The sequence below is a fragment of the Fibrella musci genome (assembly GCF_041321105.1).
Classification (GTDB): Bacteria; Bacteroidota; Bacteroidia; order Cytophagales; family Spirosomataceae; genus Fibrella; species Fibrella musci.
In genome coordinates, this window is record NZ_JBGGWD010000002.1 from 103,939 (window position 1) to 127,320 (window position 23,382).

14 protein-coding genes are annotated in these 23,382 nt (G+C 56.4%); 7 read left to right on the forward strand and 7 right to left on the reverse strand.

Annotated features, from left to right (window positions below; genetic code table 11):
- Positions 1 to 89: 89 nt before the first annotated feature.
- The 3 genes from ACAW74_RS06095 to ACAW74_RS06105 all read left to right on the forward strand — a co-directional run bounded on the left by ACAW74_RS06095 (position 90) and on the right by ACAW74_RS06105 (position 7,165).
- Positions 90 to 623 carry a CvpA family protein gene (locus tag ACAW74_RS06095; RefSeq protein WP_370697321.1) on the forward strand — a complete coding sequence of 178 codons (534 nt, stop codon included), beginning with the start codon at positions 90 to 92 and terminating at the stop codon, positions 621 to 623.
- Positions 624 to 695: 72 nt separating this feature from the next.
- Positions 696 to 1,772 (forward strand): dual-specificity RNA methyltransferase RlmN, encoded by a 1,077-nt coding sequence (gene rlmN / locus ACAW74_RS06100; protein ID WP_370697322.1) that lies wholly within the window; start codon positions 696 to 698, stop codon positions 1,770 to 1,772.
- Between the two features lie 134 nt (positions 1,773 to 1,906).
- Positions 1,907 to 7,165, forward strand: coding sequence for a hypothetical protein (locus ACAW74_RS06105; protein WP_370697323.1), 5,259 nt, complete (start codon positions 1,907 to 1,909; stop codon positions 7,163 to 7,165).
- 8 nt (positions 7,166 to 7,173) lie between these two features.
- Here ACAW74_RS06105 and ACAW74_RS06110 read toward each other — a convergent pair whose 3' ends face one another.
- Entirely contained in the window at positions 7,174 to 8,016 is an 843-nt protein-coding gene (locus tag ACAW74_RS06110) for a maleylpyruvate isomerase N-terminal domain-containing protein (protein WP_370697324.1), read from the reverse strand.
- Between the two features lie 219 nt (positions 8,017 to 8,235).
- Between ACAW74_RS06110 and ACAW74_RS06115 the strand changes: the two genes are divergently transcribed.
- From ACAW74_RS06115 to ACAW74_RS06125, 3 genes are all read left to right on the forward strand, one after another.
- On the forward strand, positions 8,236 to 8,493 hold the full coding sequence (locus ACAW74_RS06115; protein ID WP_370697325.1) for a DUF6582 domain-containing protein: 258 nt from the start codon (positions 8,236 to 8,238) through the stop codon (positions 8,491 to 8,493).
- Between the two features lie 344 nt (positions 8,494 to 8,837).
- The gene (locus tag ACAW74_RS06120) at positions 8,838 to 12,071 is read left to right on the forward strand and encodes a SusC/RagA family TonB-linked outer membrane protein (RefSeq protein WP_370697326.1); all 3,234 of its coding nucleotides are present in this window, start codon (positions 8,838 to 8,840) and stop codon (positions 12,069 to 12,071) included.
- Between the two features lie 13 nt (positions 12,072 to 12,084).
- The gene (locus tag ACAW74_RS06125) at positions 12,085 to 13,617 is read left to right on the forward strand and encodes a SusD/RagB family nutrient-binding outer membrane lipoprotein (protein ID WP_370697327.1); all 1,533 of its coding nucleotides are present in this window, start codon (positions 12,085 to 12,087) and stop codon (positions 13,615 to 13,617) included.
- A 100-nt stretch (positions 13,618 to 13,717) separates the two neighbouring features.
- On the opposite strand, the gene ACAW74_RS06130 is transcribed toward ACAW74_RS06125, so the two are convergent.
- Together ACAW74_RS06130 and ACAW74_RS06135 are read right to left on the reverse strand one after the other, a co-directional pair.
- Positions 13,718 to 14,782, reverse strand: a complete 1,065-nt coding sequence (locus tag ACAW74_RS06130; RefSeq protein WP_370697328.1) for a Gfo/Idh/MocA family protein — start codon at positions 14,780 to 14,782, stop codon at positions 13,718 to 13,720.
- 69 nt (positions 14,783 to 14,851) lie between these two features.
- Entirely contained in the window at positions 14,852 to 15,451 is a 600-nt protein-coding gene (locus ACAW74_RS06135; RefSeq protein ID WP_370697329.1) for a hypothetical protein, read from the reverse strand.
- Between the two features lie 272 nt (positions 15,452 to 15,723).
- On the opposite strand from ACAW74_RS06135, the gene ACAW74_RS06140 reads away from it, so the two are divergent.
- A complete protein-coding gene (locus ACAW74_RS06140; protein WP_370697330.1) occupies positions 15,724 to 18,570 on the forward strand; it encodes a M16 family metallopeptidase in 2,847 nt (948 codons plus the stop codon).
- A gap of 74 nt (positions 18,571 to 18,644) precedes the next feature.
- On the opposite strand, the gene ACAW74_RS06145 is transcribed toward ACAW74_RS06140, so the two are convergent.
- The 4 genes from ACAW74_RS06145 to ACAW74_RS06160 form a co-directional block, all read right to left on the reverse strand.
- Positions 18,645 to 19,124: a Uma2 family endonuclease gene (locus ACAW74_RS06145; RefSeq protein WP_370697331.1), complete on the reverse strand. Its 480-nt coding sequence runs from the start codon at positions 19,122 to 19,124 to the stop codon at positions 18,645 to 18,647.
- A gap of 64 nt (positions 19,125 to 19,188) precedes the next feature.
- Entirely contained in the window at positions 19,189 to 19,734 is a 546-nt protein-coding gene (locus ACAW74_RS06150; RefSeq protein WP_370697332.1) for a DUF2911 domain-containing protein, read from the reverse strand.
- A gap of 91 nt (positions 19,735 to 19,825) precedes the next feature.
- Positions 19,826 to 21,574, reverse strand: coding sequence for an aspartate--tRNA ligase (gene aspS / locus ACAW74_RS06155; RefSeq protein WP_370697333.1), 1,749 nt, complete (start codon positions 21,572 to 21,574; stop codon positions 19,826 to 19,828).
- Between the two features lie 293 nt (positions 21,575 to 21,867).
- The gene (locus tag ACAW74_RS06160) at positions 21,868 to 23,256 is read right to left on the reverse strand and encodes a DUF5723 family protein (protein WP_370697334.1); all 1,389 of its coding nucleotides are present in this window, start codon (positions 23,254 to 23,256) and stop codon (positions 21,868 to 21,870) included.
- Between the last annotated feature and the right edge of the window lie 126 nt (positions 23,257 to 23,382).

Below are 23,382 nucleotides of genomic sequence, written 5' to 3' on the forward strand. Positions count from 1 at the left end.
ATGCACAGCACATTGTTGTATCCGGTCTTGTTGACCTAACCAATCTATTGTGCATTATTCATTGTGCATCGTACATTATTTACTAAGAAATGGCTACCCTTGATATTCTGATCCTGATTCCGCTCATTTGGGGGGCCTACAACGGCTACCGCAAAGGGCTGCTGGTCGAGATCGTGGCCATACTTGCCTTCGTGGTTGCCCTGATTATCGGGTTCAAGTTTCTGCAATTCGGCATCGACCTGCTGGCTCCCTACATCAGCCGCGAGCTGGCCCGGAAATTTCTGCCCTGGCTGGGCTTCTCGGTCATTTTCTTTCCGGTCGTGTTCATGATCAACCGCATGGGGTATTCGCTACGCCGAACCCTGCGCTATACCCTGCTGGGTACGTTCGATAGCCTTGCCGGAGCGGCGGTGGGCATCTTTACCTGGGTGTTTGGAATTAGTACGATCTTATGGCTGTTCAGTTTTATGAACGTCAGGATGCCGCCCAACCAAACCCGCGACAGTTTCATGTACCCGCTGTTACGCCCCGTAGCACCCAAGGTCATGGACGTAGCAACCGTCTGGATGCCGAAAGGCCTGGAGGCAGGTCGGCGATTGAAGCGTGAACGACTGCATGAGTGAACGAGTGGCTAACGCTCGGTGCTTGTTCAGCTTGTTGACCATCCAGGTAGTCATCCTTTCGCTCTTTACGAAATGAAACAGGATATTCGTACATACAGCCCGGCGCAGTTGACCGAGTGGTTCAAGCAGAATGGCGAGCCGGCCTTCCGGGCCAAACAGGTACAGGAGTGGCTTTGGAAAAAAGCGGCCCGGTCGTTTGGACAGATGAGCAACCTCGGCCTGCCCCTGCGCGAAAAGCTCGATCAGCATTTTGCCATCAACGCGCTGACGGTTGCCACCGAGCAGCGCAGCAACGACGGGACCATCAAATCGTCGTTTAAGCTGTATGATGGTAATCTGGTAGAGGGCGTGCTGATTCCGGCGCTTCGTACCGATGACCGTGGCGACGGACCGCAAGATCGAATGACCGCCTGCGTATCGAGTCAGGTAGGGTGCTCGCTTACCTGCAAATTCTGCGCGACGGGCTACATGGACCGCAAGCGGAACCTCACTGCCGCCGAGATCGTGGATCAGGTGGTCGAGATTGACCGGCAGGCCAAAGAAGCCTACAACAGCCCGCTGACCAACATTGTCTACATGGGCATGGGCGAGCCGCTGCTCAATTACAAAAGCGTAATGGAGTCGGTAGACCGGATTACCTCGCCTGATGGGCTGGGCATGTCACCGAAGCGAATTACTATTTCAACGGCGGGCATTGCCAAGATGATCCGGCAGTTGGGCGACGATGGCGTGAAGACCAATCTGGCCCTGTCGCTGCACGCCGCTAATGACCAGAAACGCGATCAGATTATGCCGATCAACGAAAGCAATTCGCTGGCAAATCTGGCCGATGCGCTCAATTATTTCTACCGGAAAACCGGCACCCGCGTCACGTTTGAGTACATCGTGTTTTATCATTTCAACGATACTGTACAGGACGCCAAAGAGTTGTTCGAGTTTACGAAAAAGGTGCCAGCCAAGGTGAACATCATCGAGTATAACCCCATCGCCGAGGCCAATTTTAAGAATACCGACCCTCAAACACTCGACAAATTCGCGGGCTATCTAGAAGATCGGGGTGTTACGGTCAACATACGCCGGAGCCGGGGCAAAGACATCGACGCGGCTTGTGGACAGCTAGCTGGCAAGGAAAAAGCCCAGATTAAGTAAACATTCGCCACCGATACTGGTACGCTATGTTACTGGCATAAAATTTTAATATTAAAATAGGGGCATATACTGCCCTATCTATTAAGTCGGGCATATAGTTTGATGCGGGACAGGTAACTCTGCTTTGTCCAAGTATGCCTGTACGTTTACGTTTGTCTTCCAGCCTGCCTACGGTTCTGATTATCCTGATCATGTCCGTATCGGCACTCGCCCAAAAATCACAGCTCAACAATCCGTTTGTCACGCGCAACACGAGGCAACTCGATTCGCTGCGTCGTGTCATTGAGCAACAGCAGCGCCAACGTACTCAGGATCCGGCGCTGGGTCGTGTCCCCACTGAACGCCTCGCTGGCATTCGGCAGGAGCTAGCCAGCCAACGGCAGGCTCGTGCTGCGGCCCCCATAACCTGGACCGAACGCGGCCCACAGGGCGTTACCGGCACGATCCGCACCTTTCTGGTCGATCCACTCGACCCCAACGGCCGCAAAGTATGGGCCGGGAGCCTCACGGCGGGGTTGTGGGTAAACGGAAACATCAACAGCGCCGACAGCGTATGGCGGTGCGTGAGCGATAGCTGGGATAACCGGGCTGTCTCGGCACTGGCGGCCGACTCAGCCAATCCGCAGGTACGTTACGCCGCTACCGGCGACTTGCTGAGCACGCTGGGTGGGCCCGACGGTGGTGGCATTTATAAATCAACTAACGGCGGTGCAAGCTGGGCCAAGCTTAGCTCGACCGTGCCGACTAGTGGCACCGGCCTGCTTCAATCGGCATTTCTGCGCGTCAGCAAACTCGTGGTGGGGCGAGGCAGCGCCGTATATGCCGCGACGCAATACGGTTTGGTCCGCTCGGCCGACGGGGGTACTTCCTGGCAATTTACGCTGGCTCCCCAACAGAATATCGGTGCACAACCCGTTACCAATGGCGATGATCGCATGACTGACGTGGAGATGCACAGTAACGGACTGATCTACGCCGCAACTGGTACAGGCCGCATTTTCCGCTCGATCACTACGGCGGGTACGTCGTGGACCGAAGTTACGCCTCCCTCCACAGCCCCTTATACGGGTGTACGTACCGAGATTTCACTAGGTCCACTACTGAAACCAGCTACACAGGGCATCTACGCGATCAATATTGCTTACGATGCCACCTACGGAGGCTACACAACCCGATGGTTACGCCGCTCGGGCGACGGAGGCAAAACCTGGGTAACGCTTACGAAACCCATTAATGCCAACTATCCGGGCATCGACTTTACCCTTGGTTTCGGCGACAATTATTTAACCATGAATATTGCCCCGGACGATATAAATACCATCAACATCAGCGCCTACGACCAACTGTACCGCTCGACCGACGCCGGCAAAACCTGGTCGGCAGGTACGTTTATCGATCGGACGACGGCGATGCTACAAACGTCGACTCAACGCGTTATCTGGGGGGGCGATGTAGCCGTTCGGTACGCCCCGGTGATGAGCACATTGGCTAAACAAGGGTTCACCGAGGCGCAGAACGCACGATCAAAAGGGTTCGGCGGGCTCTCGGCCAACGGTGTTGCCATGCGGAATTCGGCCGGTAGCGTGTACCGACTGATTGGGGGCCGGGGCGAACCCGGTTTATTGGAAATGCCGGTTTCGGGCGGTAGCGCCACGGCGGCACAGGTCAGTTATCCGGCTTACCCGTTGCGCCCCTACATTGATCAGGACGAACCGGGCTTACAACTGGCCACGACACCCGGCGACGGTTTTTTGTGGCGAAACACAACCCAATCGGCCGACTGGACGTACACGTCGACTTCTCTGGCCACCGGCAATACATCGCTCAACGATTTGTCGGATTACGACAGCCGGACCAATACACTTTATTACTGGGCTGGCAACTACCTGACCGCCACCTTCAACGCGGCCAACGGCACTCTTGCCGACCCCACCTTCAAAGCACTATCGACCACGCTCACGCAGCCGACAACCCTAAAAGTAGGCGCATTGCCAAACACCCTTCTCGTAGCGACAGTCGATGCCAAACTGTATCGCCTGACGGGCACCAACCAATCGACGATGGTCGTGACGGCGATTGACCGGGGTGCTTTTCCGGCTAATAGCGCTATCAGTAGTATCGACGTGGGTGCGACGAACGATGAATTGATTGTGACGTTGGCTAATTACGGCGTTAAATCGGTTTGGTACACCAGCAATGGCGGCACCACCTGGACCAGCAAAGACGACACCGGGTCTGGCCTGCCCGACCTGCCCGTTTATGATGCGCTGATGAACCCAACCAACCGCAAGCAGGTCCTGCTGGCCACAGAACTGGGTCTTTGGGCTACCGACGACATCACCGCGGCCTCGCCGGGCTGGACGCTCAGCAACGGATCGATGCCGGTCATCCGCAGTACGCAACTTGCTTACCGGGCAGCCGATGGGCGCGTCGTTGCAACCACCGACGGGCGGGGCGTCTGGGAAACCAACGCCTGGGCAATTGCCAATCCGGCTTCGCCTACGCTGACGGTCGGTCGCCTGGCGCAGACCTCGGTTTGCGCCGGCAGTACGCTGCCCGTCCCCTTCACGCTTGTCAACGGCAATGGTACCCCTATCGAGGTGCGTTTATCCGACACACAGGGAAGTTTCACCACTAGTGTTCTGGTGGGCAATGGCACAACCAGCCCTCTATCGATTACACTACCAGCCAGCGCGACTTACGGCACCCGCTACCGCCTGCGACTCGACGTACCTGACCTAAACCTGACAGCAACAGCGAGCCAGACCCTGACGATCAGCGACTTGCTCACGCAGCAGCCGTACATCTCTGACCGGCGCAATGCAGCCGATCCGCGCTTGGCCTTGGTTCGCTTTACCGACGGCTACATCTGCGTGGGTGACACCGCTACTCTATATGCCAGCGTACCTGGCCGCCCACTCTCAACGTCGGCTACGTACCGTTGGGCCGTCGATGAAACCGTGCTGACCGCCGCAACATCGGCCACGATCAAAACGAGTCAGACGGGCACATACAGCTTTACCGTCACTGAATTTGGTTGCAAGGCCACCAATGCTGATGGGTTTCTGCTGAAAGCTACAGACAGCCCTGCGCCGATTGTACTGAACCCAACTCCCGACGATGGTCCCATCTGTGCCGGTCAGAAGGCGCCGCTGGTAGCCAGCTATCTGGGCGAACGAGCGGCGTACCAGTGGTTCCGGAATGAAGCGGTTATTCCCGGCGCCACATCGGCCCTCTTTTCGGCCACACAGACCGGCGCCTATACCTATAGCGTAGCCAGGGGTACGTGTGGCGTAGCAGCGCCACCTGTCGTCCTGACCTTCAGCAAAGCAATTCTGGCCTCACCCATCGCTGTGGTGGGCGATGTAGCCCCCACACTTTGCGGCTCCAATACGGTACAACTGTATGCCACCCGCCAGCCCGACAGTACGGCTTACCAATGGTTACGCAACGGGTATCCCGTGAGTGGGCAAACCACGCCCGAACTCACCGTGACCGACGAGGGCCTTTATGCCTTGCGCGTACAACGGGGTGGCTGCCAGGCCGTCAGTAGTGCCTTATCCGTCACAACCAGTACCCAGCTAGCCACCGGATTTTATTATTTCGGCAGTACAACCGCCTGTACGGGCGAAGGAGTTTCGTTATACGCCAGACGCTACGATCAGTCGTTGCAGTGGATGAAAAACGGCGTTGATATTCCGGGAGAAACCGACCTGTTCTACGAGGCAACGACCTCAGGTACGTATACGCTTCGGGCTACCTCCGGCGGTTGTTCAGCTACAGCCGTGGCTGTGTCGCTGGTGTTCAGCCAGACCATTACACCCAAACTAACCAGCAATGAGCGCTGCACCAGCGTTGACCTCTCGACGCAGGATTACCCCCGCAGCGGCACTACGTCGTTTTACTGGCTACGGAATGGGCAGGTAGTAGCCAATGGCGATCAGGCTTACCAGACCATATATACCTCAGGTACGTATAGTCTGTCGGTATCTAATGGCGTCTGTGGTGGCATTTCCGCGCCGCTACCCCTGACGATCGGCCAGCCAGCCGCGCCTGTGATTGAGGCAAGTGGTGGTGTGCTCCGCTGCCCCAACTCGGCGGTTGAACTGATCGTCTCGAAGGGACCATACAGCGTCTGGAAACGGAACGGTATACCCATCGACAATGCCAATAGCTTTCACTATGCCGCTACCGAATCGGGCATTTACACCGTAGCCTACGAAGACGGAAGCTGCACGACCCAATCGAACGCCCTGACGATTACCTTCGGTCAGTCGGTATCGGCTACGTTGGCAGGCCGTACGCTGATTCAGCCCGGGCAGTCGACCACCTTGTCGATTGGTTTGACCGGCACGGCTCCGTGGTCATTGTCCCTGTCCAACGGGCAGTTGATTACCAACACAACTCAAAGCCCCTACTCGCTCACGGTTGCGCCAGCCCGAAGCACCAGCTACTCGGTTGTCAGTGTCGCCAATAGCTGCGGTTTCGGCTCGGTCAGCGGCTTTGCCCGGGTCTTCGTAGGTGGGGCCGATGTCTCACTGAGCAGTTGGGTCAGTAGCCGAAAGACCGAAATAAACGGAGTTGTTACACATACAGTACAAGCCTACAACGCAGGTCCCGATGCTGCCGAAGGGCTTGTTATTACGAACCGCCTCCCGGCAGGTACGTCCTACGTAGGGAGTGCTTCAGCGGTAAGTGCAACCAGCTATACCGTGGGTACGTTAGCTGCCGGGCAATCAGTGACTTACAGTTTCGGTATCAAGACGAACCTAGCTGGCACATTTGTTAATGCCATTGAGGTTAGCGCTTGCGACACGCCCGACCCCGATAGTGCCCCAGGTACGGGTACAGACGATGGAGAAGATGACGCCACCCAAGCAAGTTGGCGTTCTTTAACTTTCCGATCGATAATTGACACTACACGGTATTATGCGGTTTCACCCAATCCTAATGGGCGTGTTCTACCCGCAGTGTCCATGAATCAGCCCCCACCGGTTGCCAACAAAGCAGATTTGAGTCTGATGCTCTGGACCAGCCGACGCGTAGTAGCCAGCAAAACCGATACGATTCAGGTTGTGTTGAAAATCCAGAATCGGGGGGGGCTTGCCACCTCCAACGTCCGCGCGTCGCTCACGATTCCCAACGGGACGTTCAGCACCGATGGCGAAAACTGGTTTTCGGTTGGGGGTAACGCATCGTTGTCCATGAGCTTAGGGCAGGTAGGCGCCAATCAGGCCCTGACCAAAATCATCTACTGGATTCCAACGGCATCGGGCCGCCTCAGTAGCGAAATCTTGAATTCATCCGTTGCAGATCCTAACTCAACACCCAACAACAGCAGCACCCGCCCCGGTGAAGACGATGAAGCCATGGCCGACATTCGAGTATTCTAACGGCACAGCTACATCATGACCGACCGCGTGGCTAACACCTGCCGACCCAGCGCCTCATCGCCTTCGATCTGAACGAAGGCAGTGGCTTGCTGGGTTGGCAGGTTGCGGGTGAATAGCTGCCAGGCAAAAACCCGGTCGATGCGGACTGTCACGTCGGGCTGAATAGCTGTCTCGTTTAGCACTAATGCCCATCGGTCGGCCAACCGATGCAGCCACCAATCGCCTCCGTTGAGGGCCGGCACCGAAACGCGCAACAACGTACCTGTGGGAGCCGACACCTCACGATACGCGTGGGGTAAAGCCCGCATAAACGTGTCGAGCAGGGGTTGATACAACTCGTCGGTCAGCAACGCTTCCTGCTGCCCAACGGACAGCTGAATCTGCTGCTGATGGTGCCAGCGTTCGGTGTATTCGCGGGCTATATGAAACCAGTTGGGCGACTCGGCCTGCCCGGCCCACGCTACGGAATAGATGGCCGGTTCGTCAGGGGAAAGCCCCATCACCAGCGCATCGGCGGTGCGGCCCGCATCATCCAGCCAATCGACCAGTAACCTGGGGCTAAGTCGGCGGGTGGAACGTACCCAATCATTGTTGAGCCGGTTAAGGTAATCGACCAGATCGCGGTATGAATGAATTGCCACGTTTTTGGGCGACGGGTAGCCATCCCGATAGAGCGTAATGGTGCGCAGTGACGTGTCGAGCAGGTGCGAGACCACATCTTTCACCGTCCAGCCCGCACAGATCGTATCGCGGTGCCAGTCGTCGGGCGAAAGGCTGCGGAGAAGATCAATGAGCTTTTCGTGGAGAACGGGGAAAAGCGGGGCGGTTTCGATGGGGCCGATCGGTTTCATATACGTTGTCTTGATGTGCGAAGATACCGGCAACGCCTTTTTCTCAAAACCACTCCCCTATCTGCGCAACCCCAGGCGCTGACCCCAATCGTCGGGAACGTACCTGAGCCGATGGCTGGTTGCCGACCGCTCTATACTTCCTCACGAAGAAAACTGAACCAGTCGGCTCTCGATTAGTTACTCCATAAAATTAGTAGACAATCTCAACCATCAACAACGATGAAAACGGACCCGAACATTGACCGGCGCGACGACGTGCAGCCTGCCGAAGGCGAACACAAATACGGCGACGTTGACTTTGCCGACCCAACGAACAAAAAATACCCCATCGACACGCCCGAGCACGTGCGCGCTGCCTGGAGTTACATCAATCACAAAGACAATGCAGCCAAATATGAGGCCGATGAAGTACGGATTGTTAAAGACCGTATCGAACGGGCCGCTAAAAAGCACGGCGTCGAGATTCAGACCGACTAACCTTGCTTGCCTGTATCGGCCCGTCCGTCAATTTATAATAACCAGTTTATACGTATAAGGACTGGGCTGATACAGGCATGAATCAACCAGCCCTATGATATACTCAAATCTATTCATGTGGCGACAAATAGCTAATCACCTGACAATCTATTCATTCATGAACTTAATGGTAAGTTCAACGTAAGTAAATTACATAAATATAACCTGCTTCGTATACGCTACTCAGTGCAACTGATTACATATTGACTTTTACTAGTTAAAAATAAACGCAAGAATAAAGAATAGTACTTTTTGGCGATTTAGTTTTGTTATATTTCTGTCGTAAACCTAATATCTTTTACGACATGATAAACAAATACTTGTGGGGCAGACCGGGTCTACTGGCAACCTGGCTCTTGCTCAGTATCCTCATTTGCTGGACTGGAGCGGTACATGCGCAGGATCGGCGCATAACCGGGAAAGTAGTTTCCAGCAAAGATCAGCAGGGATTACCGGGCGTCACCATTCTGGTCAGAGGCTCGCAACTGGGCACCACAACCGATGCCAATGGTGGGTTCGTACTCAACGTTTCACCCAGCGCAACGCTGGTTTTTAGTGCAATCGGTTTCACAGGCACTACGGTCGAAGTGGGCAACCAAACGCAGTTGAACGTTACGCTACAGGAAGCCGAGCAGAATCTGGGCGAGATCGTGGTTACGGCACTGGGTATTAAGAAAGAAGCCAAAACGCTCGGGTACGCGACGGCAACGGTCGATCCGGCGCAGATGACCACCAACCGGACCGTCAATTTTATGAACGCCCTGCAAGGTAAAATTGCGGGCGTCAACATCTCGTCGCTCGGGACGGGGGCTGCGGGTACGTCGAAGATCCGGATTCGGGGACAGTCGTCATTTTCGGGGCAAAACAACCCGCTGATCGTGATCAACGGCGTGCCGGTCGATAACACCAACTTCGGGCAGAACGACGGCAACCGGGGCGGCGACAACTCCGTGGGTAACCGCGACCGAAACTACTCCGATGGTGGCGACGGGCTGTCGAGCATCAACCCCGACGACATCGAGGGCATGACCGTGCTGAAAGGGGGGACGGCGGCGGCGCTCTATGGCTCGCGCGCCAAAGACGGTGCCATCCTGATCACCACCAAAACGAAAGGAACAACGGGCGGTATTGGCGTGGTCTACAACTCTAACTTCACGACCGACCATCCAGTCGATTTTACTGACTTCCAGTATGAATACGGGCAGGGTGAATACGGTGTGCGCCCCACAGCGGCCAACCCCACGTCGGGTGTGTGGAGCTTTGGCGAGAAGTTTCAGCCGGGTATGACGCAGGTGCTGTTTGGCGGTATTACGGTGCCTTACCAACCTGTACGTAACCGTATCAACACCTTCTACCGCGACGGCAGCACCTGGACCAACTCCGTTGCGTTGTCGTCGGGCAGCGAGAAAGGCGGTTTCAACCTTTCGCTCTCGAACCTCGACAACAAAGGCATCACGCCCAACAACACCTTTACGCGCCAGACTATCAACCTGGGTTTCAGCTACAACCTGTCGCCCAAGCTGATCGTAACGGGCACCATCAATTACTCGAACGAGCTAAACAAAAACCCGCCACAGATTGCGCAGCAGGACAACAGTACGCCAACGGTTATCTACACGCTGGCCAACTCACTGCCGCTCGACGTACTGGAAGCCAACCAGATCAACCCCGCCACGGGCAACGAGTTTGTGTATTCGCGGTTTATGAACCGCACCAACCCGTATTTCGTCCTCAACAACAAGTTTGAGAACATCCGGCGCGACCGTCTCCTCGGCAACATCACGGCCCGCTACAATTTCACCGACTGGCTGTATTTGCAGGGCCGGATCGGGCAGGATTTCTGGGCACGCGATCAGGATTATAACTTCCCCACCGGGCAGGCGTCGCTGGCAGCAGCACCCGCCGGTTTTGTGAATGGCGCCTATGTGCAGGAAGCCCGCCGGTTCCGCGAGCTCAACAGCGATTTCCTGATCGGGGCTAACCAGAAGTTTGGCAAAATTGGCCTGAACCTCACGGCCGGTGGCAACCAGCTCTACCGGCGCAGCGATGTGAATTCAGTACTGGCTACCGACTTCATCGTGCGGGGCCTGTATGTACCACAAAACGGCCGCGTGAAAGATCCAACCTACGGCCTTACTGAACGCCGGGTGAACTCGCTGTATGGTGCGCTCGAGGTGTCGTACAACGATTTCCTGTACATCAACGCCACCGCCCGTAACGACTGGTTCTCGACGCTGGCCCCGGCCAACCGAAGCATCCTGTACCCCTCGGTAACGGGTAGCTTTGTGTTCTCGCAGGCGTTGAAGAACGTACCTGGCTGGCTCAACTTTGGTAAACTGCGGGCCGCCTACGCGGAGGTGGGTAGCGACGGCGACGTCGCCCCGTATTCCAACAACCTATTCTACGGCGTATCAGCCAACCTGTTCCCGAATCCGTCGGGAGCCGGGCAGCCTGTCGGGTTCATTACGTCCAATACGGTACCGAGTGCCTCGCTGAAACCCAGCCGCACCGCCGAGTCGGAAGTGGGTCTTGAGCTGAAGCTGTTCAATAACCGGGTGGGCGTCGACCTGACGTATTACAACAAAGTCACGCGCGACCAGATCGTATCGGTGCAGTCGTCGGACGCATCGGGCTACACCAACACGCTCATCAACAGCGGGGTTAGCCGCAACCGAGGCTTCGAGTTACTGCTGAATCTGGCCCCCATACGTACCTCGGCGTTCTCATGGGATATCACGCTCAACGGCTCATACAACGAGACGAAGCTGCTGAGCCTGATTACCGACGACGACGGCACACCCGAGCGCGATTACAACAAAGACAAACTGCCCGAGCAGATTGTAGTGGGTACCGGCGTGTTTGTGGGTGATCTGCGGCAGGTGGTGGGCCTGCCACTCGGTCAGCTCTACACCTATGGCTACCAGCGTAACGCAGCGGGGCAAATCATTCACGGCACTGACGGGCTGCCACTTCGGACCAACACGCCCATTTCGTTTGGTTCGGCGCTGCCTAAGTACGTAGGGGGTATCACCAACTCGTTCAACTACAAAGGCATCACGTTGTCGTTCCTGATCGATTTCAAACTGGGCAACAACATGATGTCGGGCACCAACCTGAACCTCTTCCGGCACGGCTTGCAGAAAGAAACGCTGGTGGGCCGGGGCGATGCCGACAACAAAATGGTGGGTGCTGGTGTGAACGAGAAAGGCGAACCCAATACGGTTCGGGCGTTTGTGCAGGACTACTACTCAGTGGGCCGTTCGAAAAGCTTGGGCGAGCAGGTTATCTACAACGCCGGTTTCTGGAAACTCCGTCAGATTTCGGTGGGCTACGATTTCACGCCGCTGCTGCCGAAAAGTTTGTTTATCAAAGGGTTGCGTCTGAGCGCAGTAGCCAACAACGTAGCTGTATTGAAAAAATGGGTGCCCAACATCGATCCCGAGCAATTCGGCTTCAGTTCCGACAACCTGATCGGTCTGGAAGCGACGGGTCTGCCCATTACGCGCAGCATTGGCTTCAACCTGAATGTTCGACTATAAGCCCAACCTGACCATGAAAAAAATACAATTCCTTGCTCCGCTGGTGGCCCTTGTACTGGGCGTCAGTAGTTGCGATAAAGGGTTCGATGCGCTGAACGTAAACCCAACGGCAGCGACTTCGCTCAACCCGGCCTTTTTGTTCAATAACGCCTTGATTAACAGTACATACCCCGGTTCGTCGCTGATCTTCGAACACCCGATTGTGCAGCAGTTGTTTACGCCCAACTCCGGCATTGTGGCAGGCGGTAATTTCAACATCGACAACCGCGGGCCAACCGGCGCCAACGCCGCACTCTGGCAACGCTACTACCGGGACAACATCCGGTATCTGGTCGAGGTGCTCAATCAGACCAAATCCGATGCCAACCGGTCGAATCTCTACAACATGGCCCGCATCTGGAAAGCCTATTCCTTTATGGTGCTAACCGATACGTATGGCGATATTCCCTATACGGAAGCGGGTTTGGGCTATATCGGCAGCAACGTAGTGCCTAAATACGACACGCAGGAAAGCATCTACAACGACATCATCAAAGAGCTGACCGAGGCATCGGCGGCGCTGGACGCGGCCAAACCCACCGAAGCCGGTGAAGTCGTATACGGCGGTAATATTGCCCGCTGGAAACGGTTTGGCTATTCGGTGATGTTGCGGGCGGGCATGCGGCTCTCTAAAGTGAACCCGACGCTGGCTCAATCAACGGTGCAGAAGGCGGTCGCCGGGGGCGTATTGCAGTCGAACGCCGACAATGCCGTGTTGCGCAACGATGCCAACTACCAGAATCAGATCGGCGTTACGCTCAACTCGACCGAAGCGGCTAACTACTACCTGACGGGCTACTTTGTCGATTACCTGAAATCGACCGCCGACCCACGGCTGGCTTCCATTGCCGTTCGGTATGTGGGGGCGAAAAGTGGTCCTGAGCAAACAGCCGCCCGCGCCAACCGCGACCCGGCCATACAGAAAGGGATGCCGCTCGGTTTCGATAATGGTACGATCGGTGCCCGCGCCACGGCCGATGGTCTGGCCAGTTTCTACGATTACTCGCAGCTCGACCGCACGCGCATGGGCAAACTAGCCGCGCCAACGTATTTTGTCACGTATGCCCAGACCCAATTGCTGCTGGCCGAAGCCGCCGTACGTACCTGGACTACCGGCAACGCAGCCGACTACTACAATGCGGGCGTAAGAGCACATATGCAGCAGTTGGGCGACTACGATGCCACCTCGCTGGTATCAGACGCTAACATTGCTACGTACCTGGCTGCTAACCCCTACGTGGCTGCCAGAGGGCTGGAACTGATCAACACGCAGTACTGGGTAGCGTCGTTCCTGAACGGCCCCGAGGTGTTTGCCAACTTCCGCCGCAGTGGTTTCCCCAAACTGACGCCCAACCCGTATCCGGGCAAGGAGATCAAAGGCAGTTTCATTAACCGCCTCTCCTACCCCGATACCGAAATCTCGGTGAACTCGGCGAAAGTCCAGGAAGCCATCTCCCGGCAAGGCCCCGATAACCTCGACACCCGCGTGTGGTGGGATAAGCAGTAAACGTTAGGTCAAGGTCCAATGTCCAAGCGGTCCAAAGTTGGCTGGCGCGTATTCTGCTTGCGCCAGCCAACTTTGGACCGCTTGGACATTGGACCTTGTCCTATATGCTCACCGCTTGTCCGGTACGTTGCGACTCGTAGATGGCTTCGAAAAGTTGAACCACACGACGACCGTCCTGTGCCGTAATGGCCGGGGTACGTTGCTCCCGAATGGCTGCGCAGAAATCGGCGAGTTGCAGCGCAAAATAGTGCGTCAGCGGGTTAATCTGCCCGAACAGGGTAGTGTCCTCCTCTTTCCACTCCGCCAACAAATGTTCTTCGCCGGGTACCGTCCACAGGTCATTGACGGGAGGTTCCTGAATACCCGACCGGCCAGCAATAAACATGCTGCCGCCATCGGTCTGTACCCCCACCGACGCCCCACTACTCCCGTGCAGGTGTACCTTGCCGTAGAGACCGGGTTTCTGGCTATTACTAGCCACAATATTGCCCACACCCCCATTTTTGAACTGTACGATGGCCACCGCCGTATCTTCGACCTCGATGTACGGGTGATTCACGTTGCGCCACTGCCCGTAGACCATCGTGGGCTCACCCATGTACCAGAGCAGCAAATCCAGTTGGTGCGGCGCCTGATTGACCAGCACCCCACCGCCTTCGTGCTGCCACGAACCCCGCCAGGGGTCCGACCCGTAGTAGGCTTCGTCGCGCCAGCCGAGCATCTGTACCATCCCCAGTGCGGGCATGCCAATCTTGCCCGCGTCGATGGCTGCCCGGATGCGCTGCGACGGTGCATAGAACCGCCGCTGACTCACCACACTCAACACCCGCTGGGTACGTTCGGCGGCTGCGATCATCGCATCACAATCGGCCAGCGATGCTGCCAGCGGTTTCTCTACCAATACATGCGCCCCGGCTTCCAGCGCGGCAATCGTGGGTTCGCGGTGATTGGGGTGCGGCGTCAGCACCACGCACACGTCGATACCTTCCCGGCTCACCATCTCCGACACGCTGGTGTAGGGCGCGATGCCATACTGACGCGCAAAGTCGGCGGTTTTTTGTTCGTTCCGGCCGCATACGGCTGCCAGCGTAACATCGGGGATTTCCAGCACAGCTTGGGCGTGCAGATGGGCTACTTTACCAGGTCCAATCAGGGCTATTTTCATAGGATGAAAAGCAAAAAAACGGCCCTCACATACTGTGAAGGCCGTTTGATTTCTGAAAAGAGCGACGTTCTACCGACGGCCACCGCCGATGTCGAAGCCCAGTTTCACACCCAGGTACGAGTTTTTGCTTTGTACGCTCGTGCCAACTTGCACGTTGCCGTTGCTGTCATAAACTACTGAGTTCGTGTTCGGCACGATGTTGTATTCGGCTGCCAGTACGAAGTGGCCTGTTTTGAAGCCAGCCCTCACCATACCGCCAAACACGTTGCCTGCCTGGATTTCGCCGTTGGTACCCTGGTTGCCATTCGTTACGAATGACGTACCGGCAATACCGAACAAGCCGATACCAGCCCCGATAAACGGACGGAAGTTTGCATCAGACAACAAATAGTTGCCCGTCAGCAGGTACGACGCCGCCCCAGTGGCGTTACCTGACGTTTCGTTGCCGTTGTAGACAACCGACCGGGCCATCGCAGCCAGTTCGAGGCGAAGACCCACGTCGATGCGGTCACTTACGCCATATTTGGGTTCAATAGCGAACAGCACGCCGCCGCCGCCGCTGGGGATAGCAGCCCCCAGTGACACGTTCACTTTGAAGGGTTTGAATTCCTGCGCCTGGGCCGACACGGCCAACAATAAGGCTACGCTGAGGGAGAGAAAATACTTCATCGGTTGGTTTTGTAAATGGTTTATCGGCGGCGAAAGTATATCAGCTTCCCCAATATGAAACGTTCTGTTATCACTTATTTCAGACTTATCTATCCAATAGTCTGATAATCAATCCGAACACTTCATTCGCTGATTAATTATGCTTAACCGGTGCGGCAACTGTTCTTTTTCGTAAATCGTTATACCCAACGTAAGTACGTAACCCTGGGTTTATAGCCTGAAAACCGCCCAGGAGCAGGCTAAGTCCAATCCCCGAATCAACTCGTTTCTGCATGCATTCAACCCTGCTTAAGTCGCTGCTTTTCGTAGCGGCCTTGAACGTACCTGGCACGGTCTCCACCGCGCTGGCCCAAACGGCTCGTAAAGCCGCCCCCCAACCCAGACAACCTCTGACGGCACCCATTCCCTTCGACCGCGACGTGAAGGTGGGCAAGCTGCCCAACGGCCTCACCTATTACATCCGCAAAAATGCTGAGCCAGCCAACCGAGCCGAGTTGCGCCTCGTGGTCCGGGCGGGGTCGGTGCTGGAGAACGACGCCCAACAGGGTCTGGCTCACTTCATGGAGCACATGGCGTTCAACGGAACCAAAAACTTCCCGAAAAACGAGCTGGTCAATTTTCTGCAATCGTCGGGCATCCGCTTTGGGGCCGACCTCAACGCCTATACCAGTTTCGACGAAACCGTGTATGAACTCCCCGTACCAACCGATTCGGCGGGTGTTTTTGAGCGGTCGATGCAGATTCTGGAAGACTGGGCGCACAACGTAACGCTCGACCCGGCTGAGATCGAAAAAGAGCGTGGCGTGGTGCTTGAAGAGTGGCGCCTAGGCCGGGGTGCCCAACAGCGGATGCGCGACAAGTATTTCCCGTTTATCCTGAACAACTCGCGCTACGCCAACCGCCTGCCCATTGGTAAAGACAGCATCATCCGCACGTTCAAGCCTGCCGTGCTGCGCGATTTCTACAAGACCTGGTACCGACCCGACCTGATGGCCGTGGTGGCCGTGGGTGATTTCGACGTAAAACAGGTGGAAGCGATGATCCGGCAGAAGTTCGGGCGTATTCCGAAGGCCACTTCGCCCCTGCCCCGCCCGACGTTTACGATTCCGCCCCACAAAGACACGAAGGTGGTGATCGTGACCGACAACGAGCAGCCGAACACCATTGTCCAGATTATTTACAAACGGCCGCAGTTGAAAGAAAAAACGCTGGCCGACCTCCGGTCCGACATCGTCCGCGACCTGTTCAATGGCATGCTGGGCAACCGCATTCAGGAGCTGACCCAGCAGGCCGACCCGCCGTTTCTGTATGGCTACAGCAACTACGGCAGCTTCCTGGGAAACCTCGACGCCTTCACGGCCTTTGCCGTGGCTAAAGAAGGCAACATCGAGCGGGCCATTCGGGCGTTGCTCGACGAAAACGCCCGCGTGAAGCAGTTTGGCTTTACGCCCACCGAGCTGGCCCGCGCCAAAACCGACCTGCTGCGCGGTATCGAGCAGGCGTATCTCGAACGCGACAAAACCCGCTCGGCCAATTACGTAGGCGAATATGTCGGCAATTTCACCGATCAGGAGCCCGTGGTCAACATTGGCTATTACTTTGATTTTGTGAAGCAGCACCTCGACGGGATCAAACTCACGGAGGTGAACGGTCTGGTCGATCAGTTTATTCGGAACGAAAACCGGGCGGTGGTGCTGATGGCACCCGAAAAAGATAAAGCCAAATTGCCCAGCGTGGAGCAGGTCATTGGGTACGTCGATGCGGCGGGCAAAAACCTGACGGCCTACGACGACAAGGTACTCGACAAACCCCTACTGGCTAAAGCGCCCGTTCCCGGCAAGATCATCAGCGAACAGAAGCTCGACAAGATCGGCGTGACCGAACTGCGCCTGAGCAATGGCGTTCGCGTGGTGCTGAAACCAACCAATTTCAAAAACGACCAGATTCTGTTTTCGGGCAATAGCCTCGGCGGCACCTCGCGCTACGAACTGGCCGATTTTCAGAGCGCCCGCTTCGCCTCGACGCTGGTATCGCTGGGTGGCACAGGCGAGTACAGTCAGGTACAGCTGGGTAAATTCCTGGCGGGTAAGGCGCTGAACGTGAGTCCGTACATCAGCGAGTTGAACGAAGGCGTCAGTGGTGGCACGGCCCCTAAAGACCTCGAAACGGCGCTGCAACTGCTCTATAGCTATTTCACCCAGCCGCGCAAAGACCCCGACGTCGTAGCGGGTTTCCTGTCGAATCAGAAAAGCGCGCTCGCTAACCAATTGGCAACGCCCACGCCACAGAAGGTTTTTCAGGATACGGTGAGCGTGACGCTGGGCAACAACAACCCACGCCGCCAGCCGCTAACCCCCGCCGACCTCGACCGTATCAACCTCGACCGGGCGCTCCAGATTTACAACGATCGGTTTGCCGACGCCAGCAATTTCACGTTCACCTTCGTGGGTAACTTCGATCCGGTCAAGATCCGGCCGTTGCTCGAGACGTACCTAGGCGGCCTGCCCAGCACCCAGTCGAACGAAACCTTCCGCGACTTAGGCATCCGCGCCCCGGAAGGCCAACTGAGCAAGACCGTCCGGCGGGGCGTCGACCCTAAAGCGAGCGTGCAACTGGTTTACACGGGCAATTTTGACTGGACGCCCGAAAATGCCGTGCAGGTCGACGCGCTGGCCGAAGTGCTGGAAATTAAGCTAATCGAGAAGCTGCGCGAAGAAGAAAGCGGCGTGTATGGCGTTAGCGCCAGCGGCGTCTATGGCCGGTATCCGGTGCCGCGCTACACGTTCCGCATCAATTTCGGCTGTGCGCCCGAAAACGTCGACAAACTCATTGCCAGCGTCAATCGGGAAGTGGCCAAGCTAAAGACGACCGGCGCTGACCCGAAAGACATTGCCAAGTTCAAGGCCGAAACCCAACGTGAGCAGGAGGTACAATTGCGCGACAACAATTTCTGGCTCAGCTACCTGGCCAACCAGTATTACAACGGCGACGATCCGCAGGAAGTGCTGCGCCAGCCCGAACTGCTCAAAACCGTGACCGTCGAGAGCACCAAAGCTGCCGCCAACACGTACCTAGGCAACAACCTGATCAAGTTCGTGCTATTGCCGACGGGACAGTAATGGTAACGTACCTGTAAAACAAACAAGACCGCTTCTATAAAGAGCGGTCTTGTTTGTTTTACAGGTACGTTACGCTATTCGAATACTTCATCAATTGCTAGTTCAATGCCCGTAGCAGGGTCGGTGAGCGTAGTTCCGCTGTTGAAGAACTGGTACTGGCCGGGCGCAGAATAAACAGATATGGATTGGAAGCTCGGAATCACCAGCCAGCAGGACTGTACACCGGCCGCAAAATACCGCTCGAACTTAGCCAGAATCTCGTCATTCGACTGCGACGGCGAAATGATCTCGACAACTGTCAAGGGAATTTGCGTCATCGACTGGATATCATGCAGAAAGTCGACGGGAAGCTTTAGATAGATTGCCAAATCCGGAACGGTATCAGGCCGCTCGGGCATGGTTATATTAATCTCCGGTAGTATAGTATACGTGTTTCGATGACCCGCTTTCAGTAAAAAGAGCAGATTACCCTGTACAATCGCGTGATTGAAGGTGGGCATAGGTTTACCTCGTTCGAGTTCGTACTCAGAGAGTTGATCGATGATAGCTTCCATAGCGTCCGTCTTTTCTCAAATATAGTCAGAACGACAATACGACCTCCTGCCAGCGGCAACGTACCTAGGCGGCTTTCTGGATCGGGACAACTGCCTGCGTTTCGTCCCAGGTCAGGAGCATGTTTACCCCGCCGGGTTGTGGCTCGAAGCTGATGAAAAACTGCTCGGCGGCGGGGGTGTAGGTACGTGTCGGTACGGTCAGGCGCATGATGTCGGCGTCTTCTTTGTAGCTTACGCCCCACTGCCCCGTGCGGCGGTTGATGATGACCGTCCAATCGGTGAGCGTCGGGATGGTATACAGCGAATACCGGCCTTTGGCGAGTCGGTTACCACCCAGGCGCACATCCTGCGCCAGTTCGATGATCGTGGCGGCATTGGCACCCGTACGCCATACTTTATCGTATTTCACCACCTCTCCGAAGACGGTACGCCCCCGTTTACTGGGTTGGCTGTAAATCACTTTTACGGAGATACCGTTCTGCGTTACCTGCGCCACAGCTTTAGGGCTACGGCTGCTCGACCAGCGCAGATACAGCGCGATCAGAATAAGGAGGAGTACAACCCCGCCAATAATGAGCCAGGTGGTTGTGTCAAATGCGGTTAAGTCCATGAGTAGCAGAAACAAGTAGTGAAACAAGCGTAATGAAAAAGGTCCGAAGAAACGGACCTTTTTCGCAGTATATCTTCAAACCGATCTACGACTAAACGGTCGTTTTGATCTTTAGTTCGTCCAGTTGTTTGTTGGCAATGGTCGAGGGTGAGTCGATCATCACGTCGCGGCCCGCGTTGTTTTTCGGGAAGGCAATGAAATCGCGGATGCTGTCGGCCCCACCGAAGAGCGAGCAAAGCCGGTCGAACCCGAAGGCGATGCCGCCGTGCGGGGGCGCGCCAAACTCGAAGGCGTCCATCAGGAAGCCAAACTGTGCCTTGGCCTCTTCGTCGCTGAAACCCAGCAGGCTGAACATCCGGGCCTGCAAGTCGCGGTTGAAGATCCGGATGGAGCCCCCACCCACTTCGGTACCGTTGATAACCAGATCGTACGCATTGGCCCGAACGGCACCGGGGTCGGTGTCGAGCAGCGCAATATCTTCGGGCTTGGGCGAGGTAAACGGGTGGTGCATGGCAAACCAGCGCTGTTCTTCTTCGCCATATTCGAGCAGCGGGAAGTCCAGAACCCACAGCACTTTATAGTCGTCGGGGTTGCGCAGGCCAAGGCGCGTACCCATTTCAAGGCGCAGTTCGTTTAGTTGCTTCCGGGTTTTGTTGGCATCACCCGCCAGCAACAGCAGCAAGTCGCCCGGCTGTGCGTTCATGGCCGTTGCCCAACCCGCGAGGTCTTCGGGCGAATAGAACTTATCGACCGACGATTTCACACTACCGTCTTCGTTGACGCGGGCGTAGATCAGGCCTTTCGCGCCAATCTGCGGGCGTTTTACCCACTCGGTCAGTTCGTCGATCTGCTTGCGGGTATATGAAGCGGCGCCCGTGGCGCAGATACCCACGACCAGTTCGGCGCTGTCGAACACGCTGAAGCCTTTGCCTTGCACCTGCCCGGTCAGCTCAACGAATGGCATACCGAACCGAATGTCGGGTTTGTCAGAGCCGTAGAGCCGCATGGCGTCGGCATAGGTCATGCGGGGAACTTCAGGCAGGTCGATGCTTTTCACCGTTTTGAACAGGTGGCGCACCAGCCCTTCAAACATGTTGAGGATGTCCTCCTGCTCCACAAACGACATTTCACAGTCGATCTGCGTAAACTCGGGTTGCCGGTCGGCGCGCAAATCTTCGTCGCGGAAACACTTGACAATCTGATAGTAGCGATCAAAACCCGACACCATCAGCAGCTGTTTGAACGTCTGCGGCGACTGGGGCAGTGCATAAAATTCGCCGGGGTTCATGCGGCTGGGCACCACAAAGTCCCGTGCTCCTTCGGGCGTCGATTTAATCAGGACCGGCGTTTCAACTTCGATAAAATCCTGGCCGTCCATGTACTCGCGGGTGCGGCGGGCGACCTGATGGCGCAGTTCGAGATTCCGGCGAACCGGGGTACGGCGCAGGTCAAGGTACCGGTAACGCATCCGCAGGTCGTCGCCGCCGTCGGTTTCGTCGTCGATCAGGAAGGGCGGCAGTTTGGCGGGGTTCAGAATCGTCAGTTCAGTCGGACGTACCTCGATGTCGCCGGTGGGCAGGTTCGGATTTTTCGCCTGCCGCTCGGTCACCTTGCCCTTAGCCTGAATCACAAATTCGCGCCCCAGGGTGCGGGCCGTTGCAAAGAGCGGTGCCGCCGAAACACCTTCTTCCAGAATCAGCTGGGTGATGCCATATCGGTCGCGCAGGTCGATCCAGAGTACCCCTCCTTTGTCGCGGATGGTTTGTACCCAGCCACTTAGGCTAACCGTTTTTTCACTATCCGACAAACGCAGTTCGCCGCAGGTATGTGTTCGAAGCATGATAAGGTCTCAAGGGTCAACATCAGCGACCAACGATCAATAGCAGCTCCGACCGGCTTATCTACTGACAGCGTTGCCCCGCCAACGTTGAGCGTAAAAAGTGGCCGCAAAAATAGCCAGCTTAGCAGGGTTTCGCAATGATAAAGGTGGAGATGGGAACGCTGATGCTACAGATTGAACAAATGACCACAGATTGATAGAGCGATAAGGGCCGAACAGGCTTCTTTTTAACCTTCAGTCCTTCACCAATCGGCGACGATCCGTTCAATCCGCATGATCCGTGTACCAATCCGCTAGTCGTTATCGGCGTTGCGCGAGCCAAAGCCCATGGCCAACCCCAGATATACATCGACCCCACGCGGGCGAATGCCGTTGTTGCTGGTACCAATCAGGCCCAGCAGGTTATCGGAGCCAGCCCAGACCGGACCGGCGCGTAACGACAACCCTACTTGCGCGCCCCCGTTCACGACCGAAAGCGGCACCGATACGCCGCCCCATTTTACGTCGTAGCGCGGCACAATCGCCAGTACGGTGGGTTGGTGGGCCGCCACTGCTGAATTGCTGCGCAAATCCTGCCACAAGGCCACCTGCAAACCCAGCCCAGTTGGCAGGGCATAATCGGCCGATAAGTTGAGCGAGGTGGGTAGGCCACTCGTAAACTTACCCCGGTTTTGGGCCTCGGTTACGCCCAGTTTCTCGCGGATGATGTTCACCGCCTGTTCGGTATTGCGCACGTCGTCGAAGTCGCTGGGCAGGAATCGGGTCTTCTGCTGGGTAATATCATACGATTCGCCCGAATACGTCACAGCCCCCAGATCGGTTAAGGCCAGCCCCAGCCGCATGGTAGGGCTTTCTGAGTCAACCTGACGCACATAGGCCAGCCCAACGTCGACCCCCACGCCGCGCCCCGGCGCGTTGCCACTCACCAGCGAGCTGAGGGTCAGGTTCTGGTTATTCAGGAAAGACGTGAAACCAAAGTCGGCGTCGATGCGGCTGATGTCGAGGTAGCCCCCGTCAGGTACGTTCGGGTCGGGCAGTACGGTGTAGTCGAGACCCCGGTTAACGAAATAGCCCGATGTGAAGCCGACGAGGTATTTCAGGGTAACGCCCGCCATCAATTTGTCGGTTTCCGATTCGAGCAGCGTGTGCCCGATGCTGGCGGCCAGTTCACCATACACGTTCGTGTTGACACTGAACGCGTTGTTGCGGCTGGGAATGCTATAATAGGCCGAACTGGCAAGGCTGGCCCGGATGGCCGCCAGCAGTTGCTCCGACGCCCCCCAGATTTGGCCCGAAGCGCGCAGGCGCGTCGACAGCCCAATGACGGTGCGCGGTCCGAGGCTCAATTGTGCCGACGGCCCCCGGAACTCGGCCCAGAGCGTGCCGTTTTTGGGTTTGCCGTCCAGTATTTCCTGTGTGTAGTCGGTTTCAAACCGGAGCGCTCCGTTGGCCTGCCGGTATTGGGCAGGTACGTTACCAGTTACCAGTCGTAGCAGTGAATACGGCGCCTGATACCGCACAAAGTTGTTGTTGACGTTGAGGCCAACCGCGCCAAGGCTGAAGTAAAACCGGTGGGGCGAATCGGCCAGCCAGGCCGGATTCTGGTAAGCACGGTGAATTCCCCCTTCTGGACTGGTGGTTAAGCCCAGCAGATTCTGCGCAGATGCGACGAATGGTGCCATACCGACACCAAGAAAAAAAAGCCGACGGAGGTAGGATCGCGTACGCAAAGATGAGTTGGTTGTATTCATACGCATGCCACACCGCAGGTTGTCTGTAGGCAGCTATACGTCGCAAAGAAAACGCCA

Coding starts and splice junctions, on each gene's coding strand:
- ACAW74_RS06145 (WP_370697331.1), bottom strand. CDS start 19,124: ATGGAAGCTATCATCGATCAACTCTCTGAGTACGAACTCGAACGAGGT.
- ACAW74_RS06120 (WP_370697326.1), top strand. CDS start 8,838: ATGATAAACAAATACTTGTGGGGCAGACCGGGTCTACTGGCAACCTGG.
- ACAW74_RS06095 (WP_370697321.1), top strand. CDS start 90: ATGGCTACCCTTGATATTCTGATCCTGATTCCGCTCATTTGGGGGGCC.
- ACAW74_RS06115 (WP_370697325.1), top strand. CDS start 8,236: ATGAAAACGGACCCGAACATTGACCGGCGCGACGACGTGCAGCCTGCC.
- ACAW74_RS06110 (WP_370697324.1), bottom strand. CDS start 8,016: ATGAAACCGATCGGCCCCATCGAAACCGCCCCGCTTTTCCCCGTTCTC.
- ACAW74_RS06105 (WP_370697323.1), top strand. CDS start 1,907: ATGCCTGTACGTTTACGTTTGTCTTCCAGCCTGCCTACGGTTCTGATT.
- ACAW74_RS06135 (WP_370697329.1), bottom strand. CDS start 15,451: ATGAAGTATTTTCTCTCCCTCAGCGTAGCCTTATTGTTGGCCGTGTCG.
- ACAW74_RS06140 (WP_370697330.1), top strand. CDS start 15,724: ATGCATTCAACCCTGCTTAAGTCGCTGCTTTTCGTAGCGGCCTTGAAC.
- ACAW74_RS06125 (WP_370697327.1), top strand. CDS start 12,085: ATGAAAAAAATACAATTCCTTGCTCCGCTGGTGGCCCTTGTACTGGGC.
- aspS (WP_370697333.1), bottom strand. CDS start 21,574: ATGCTTCGAACACATACCTGCGGCGAACTGCGTTTGTCGGATAGTGAA.
- ACAW74_RS06130 (WP_370697328.1), bottom strand. CDS start 14,782: ATGAAAATAGCCCTGATTGGACCTGGTAAAGTAGCCCATCTGCACGCC.
- ACAW74_RS06150 (WP_370697332.1), bottom strand. CDS start 19,734: ATGGACTTAACCGCATTTGACACAACCACCTGGCTCATTATTGGCGGG.
- ACAW74_RS06160 (WP_370697334.1), bottom strand. CDS start 23,256: ATGGCACCATTCGTCGCATCTGCGCAGAATCTGCTGGGCTTAACCACC.
- rlmN (WP_370697322.1), top strand. CDS start 696: ATGAAACAGGATATTCGTACATACAGCCCGGCGCAGTTGACCGAGTGG.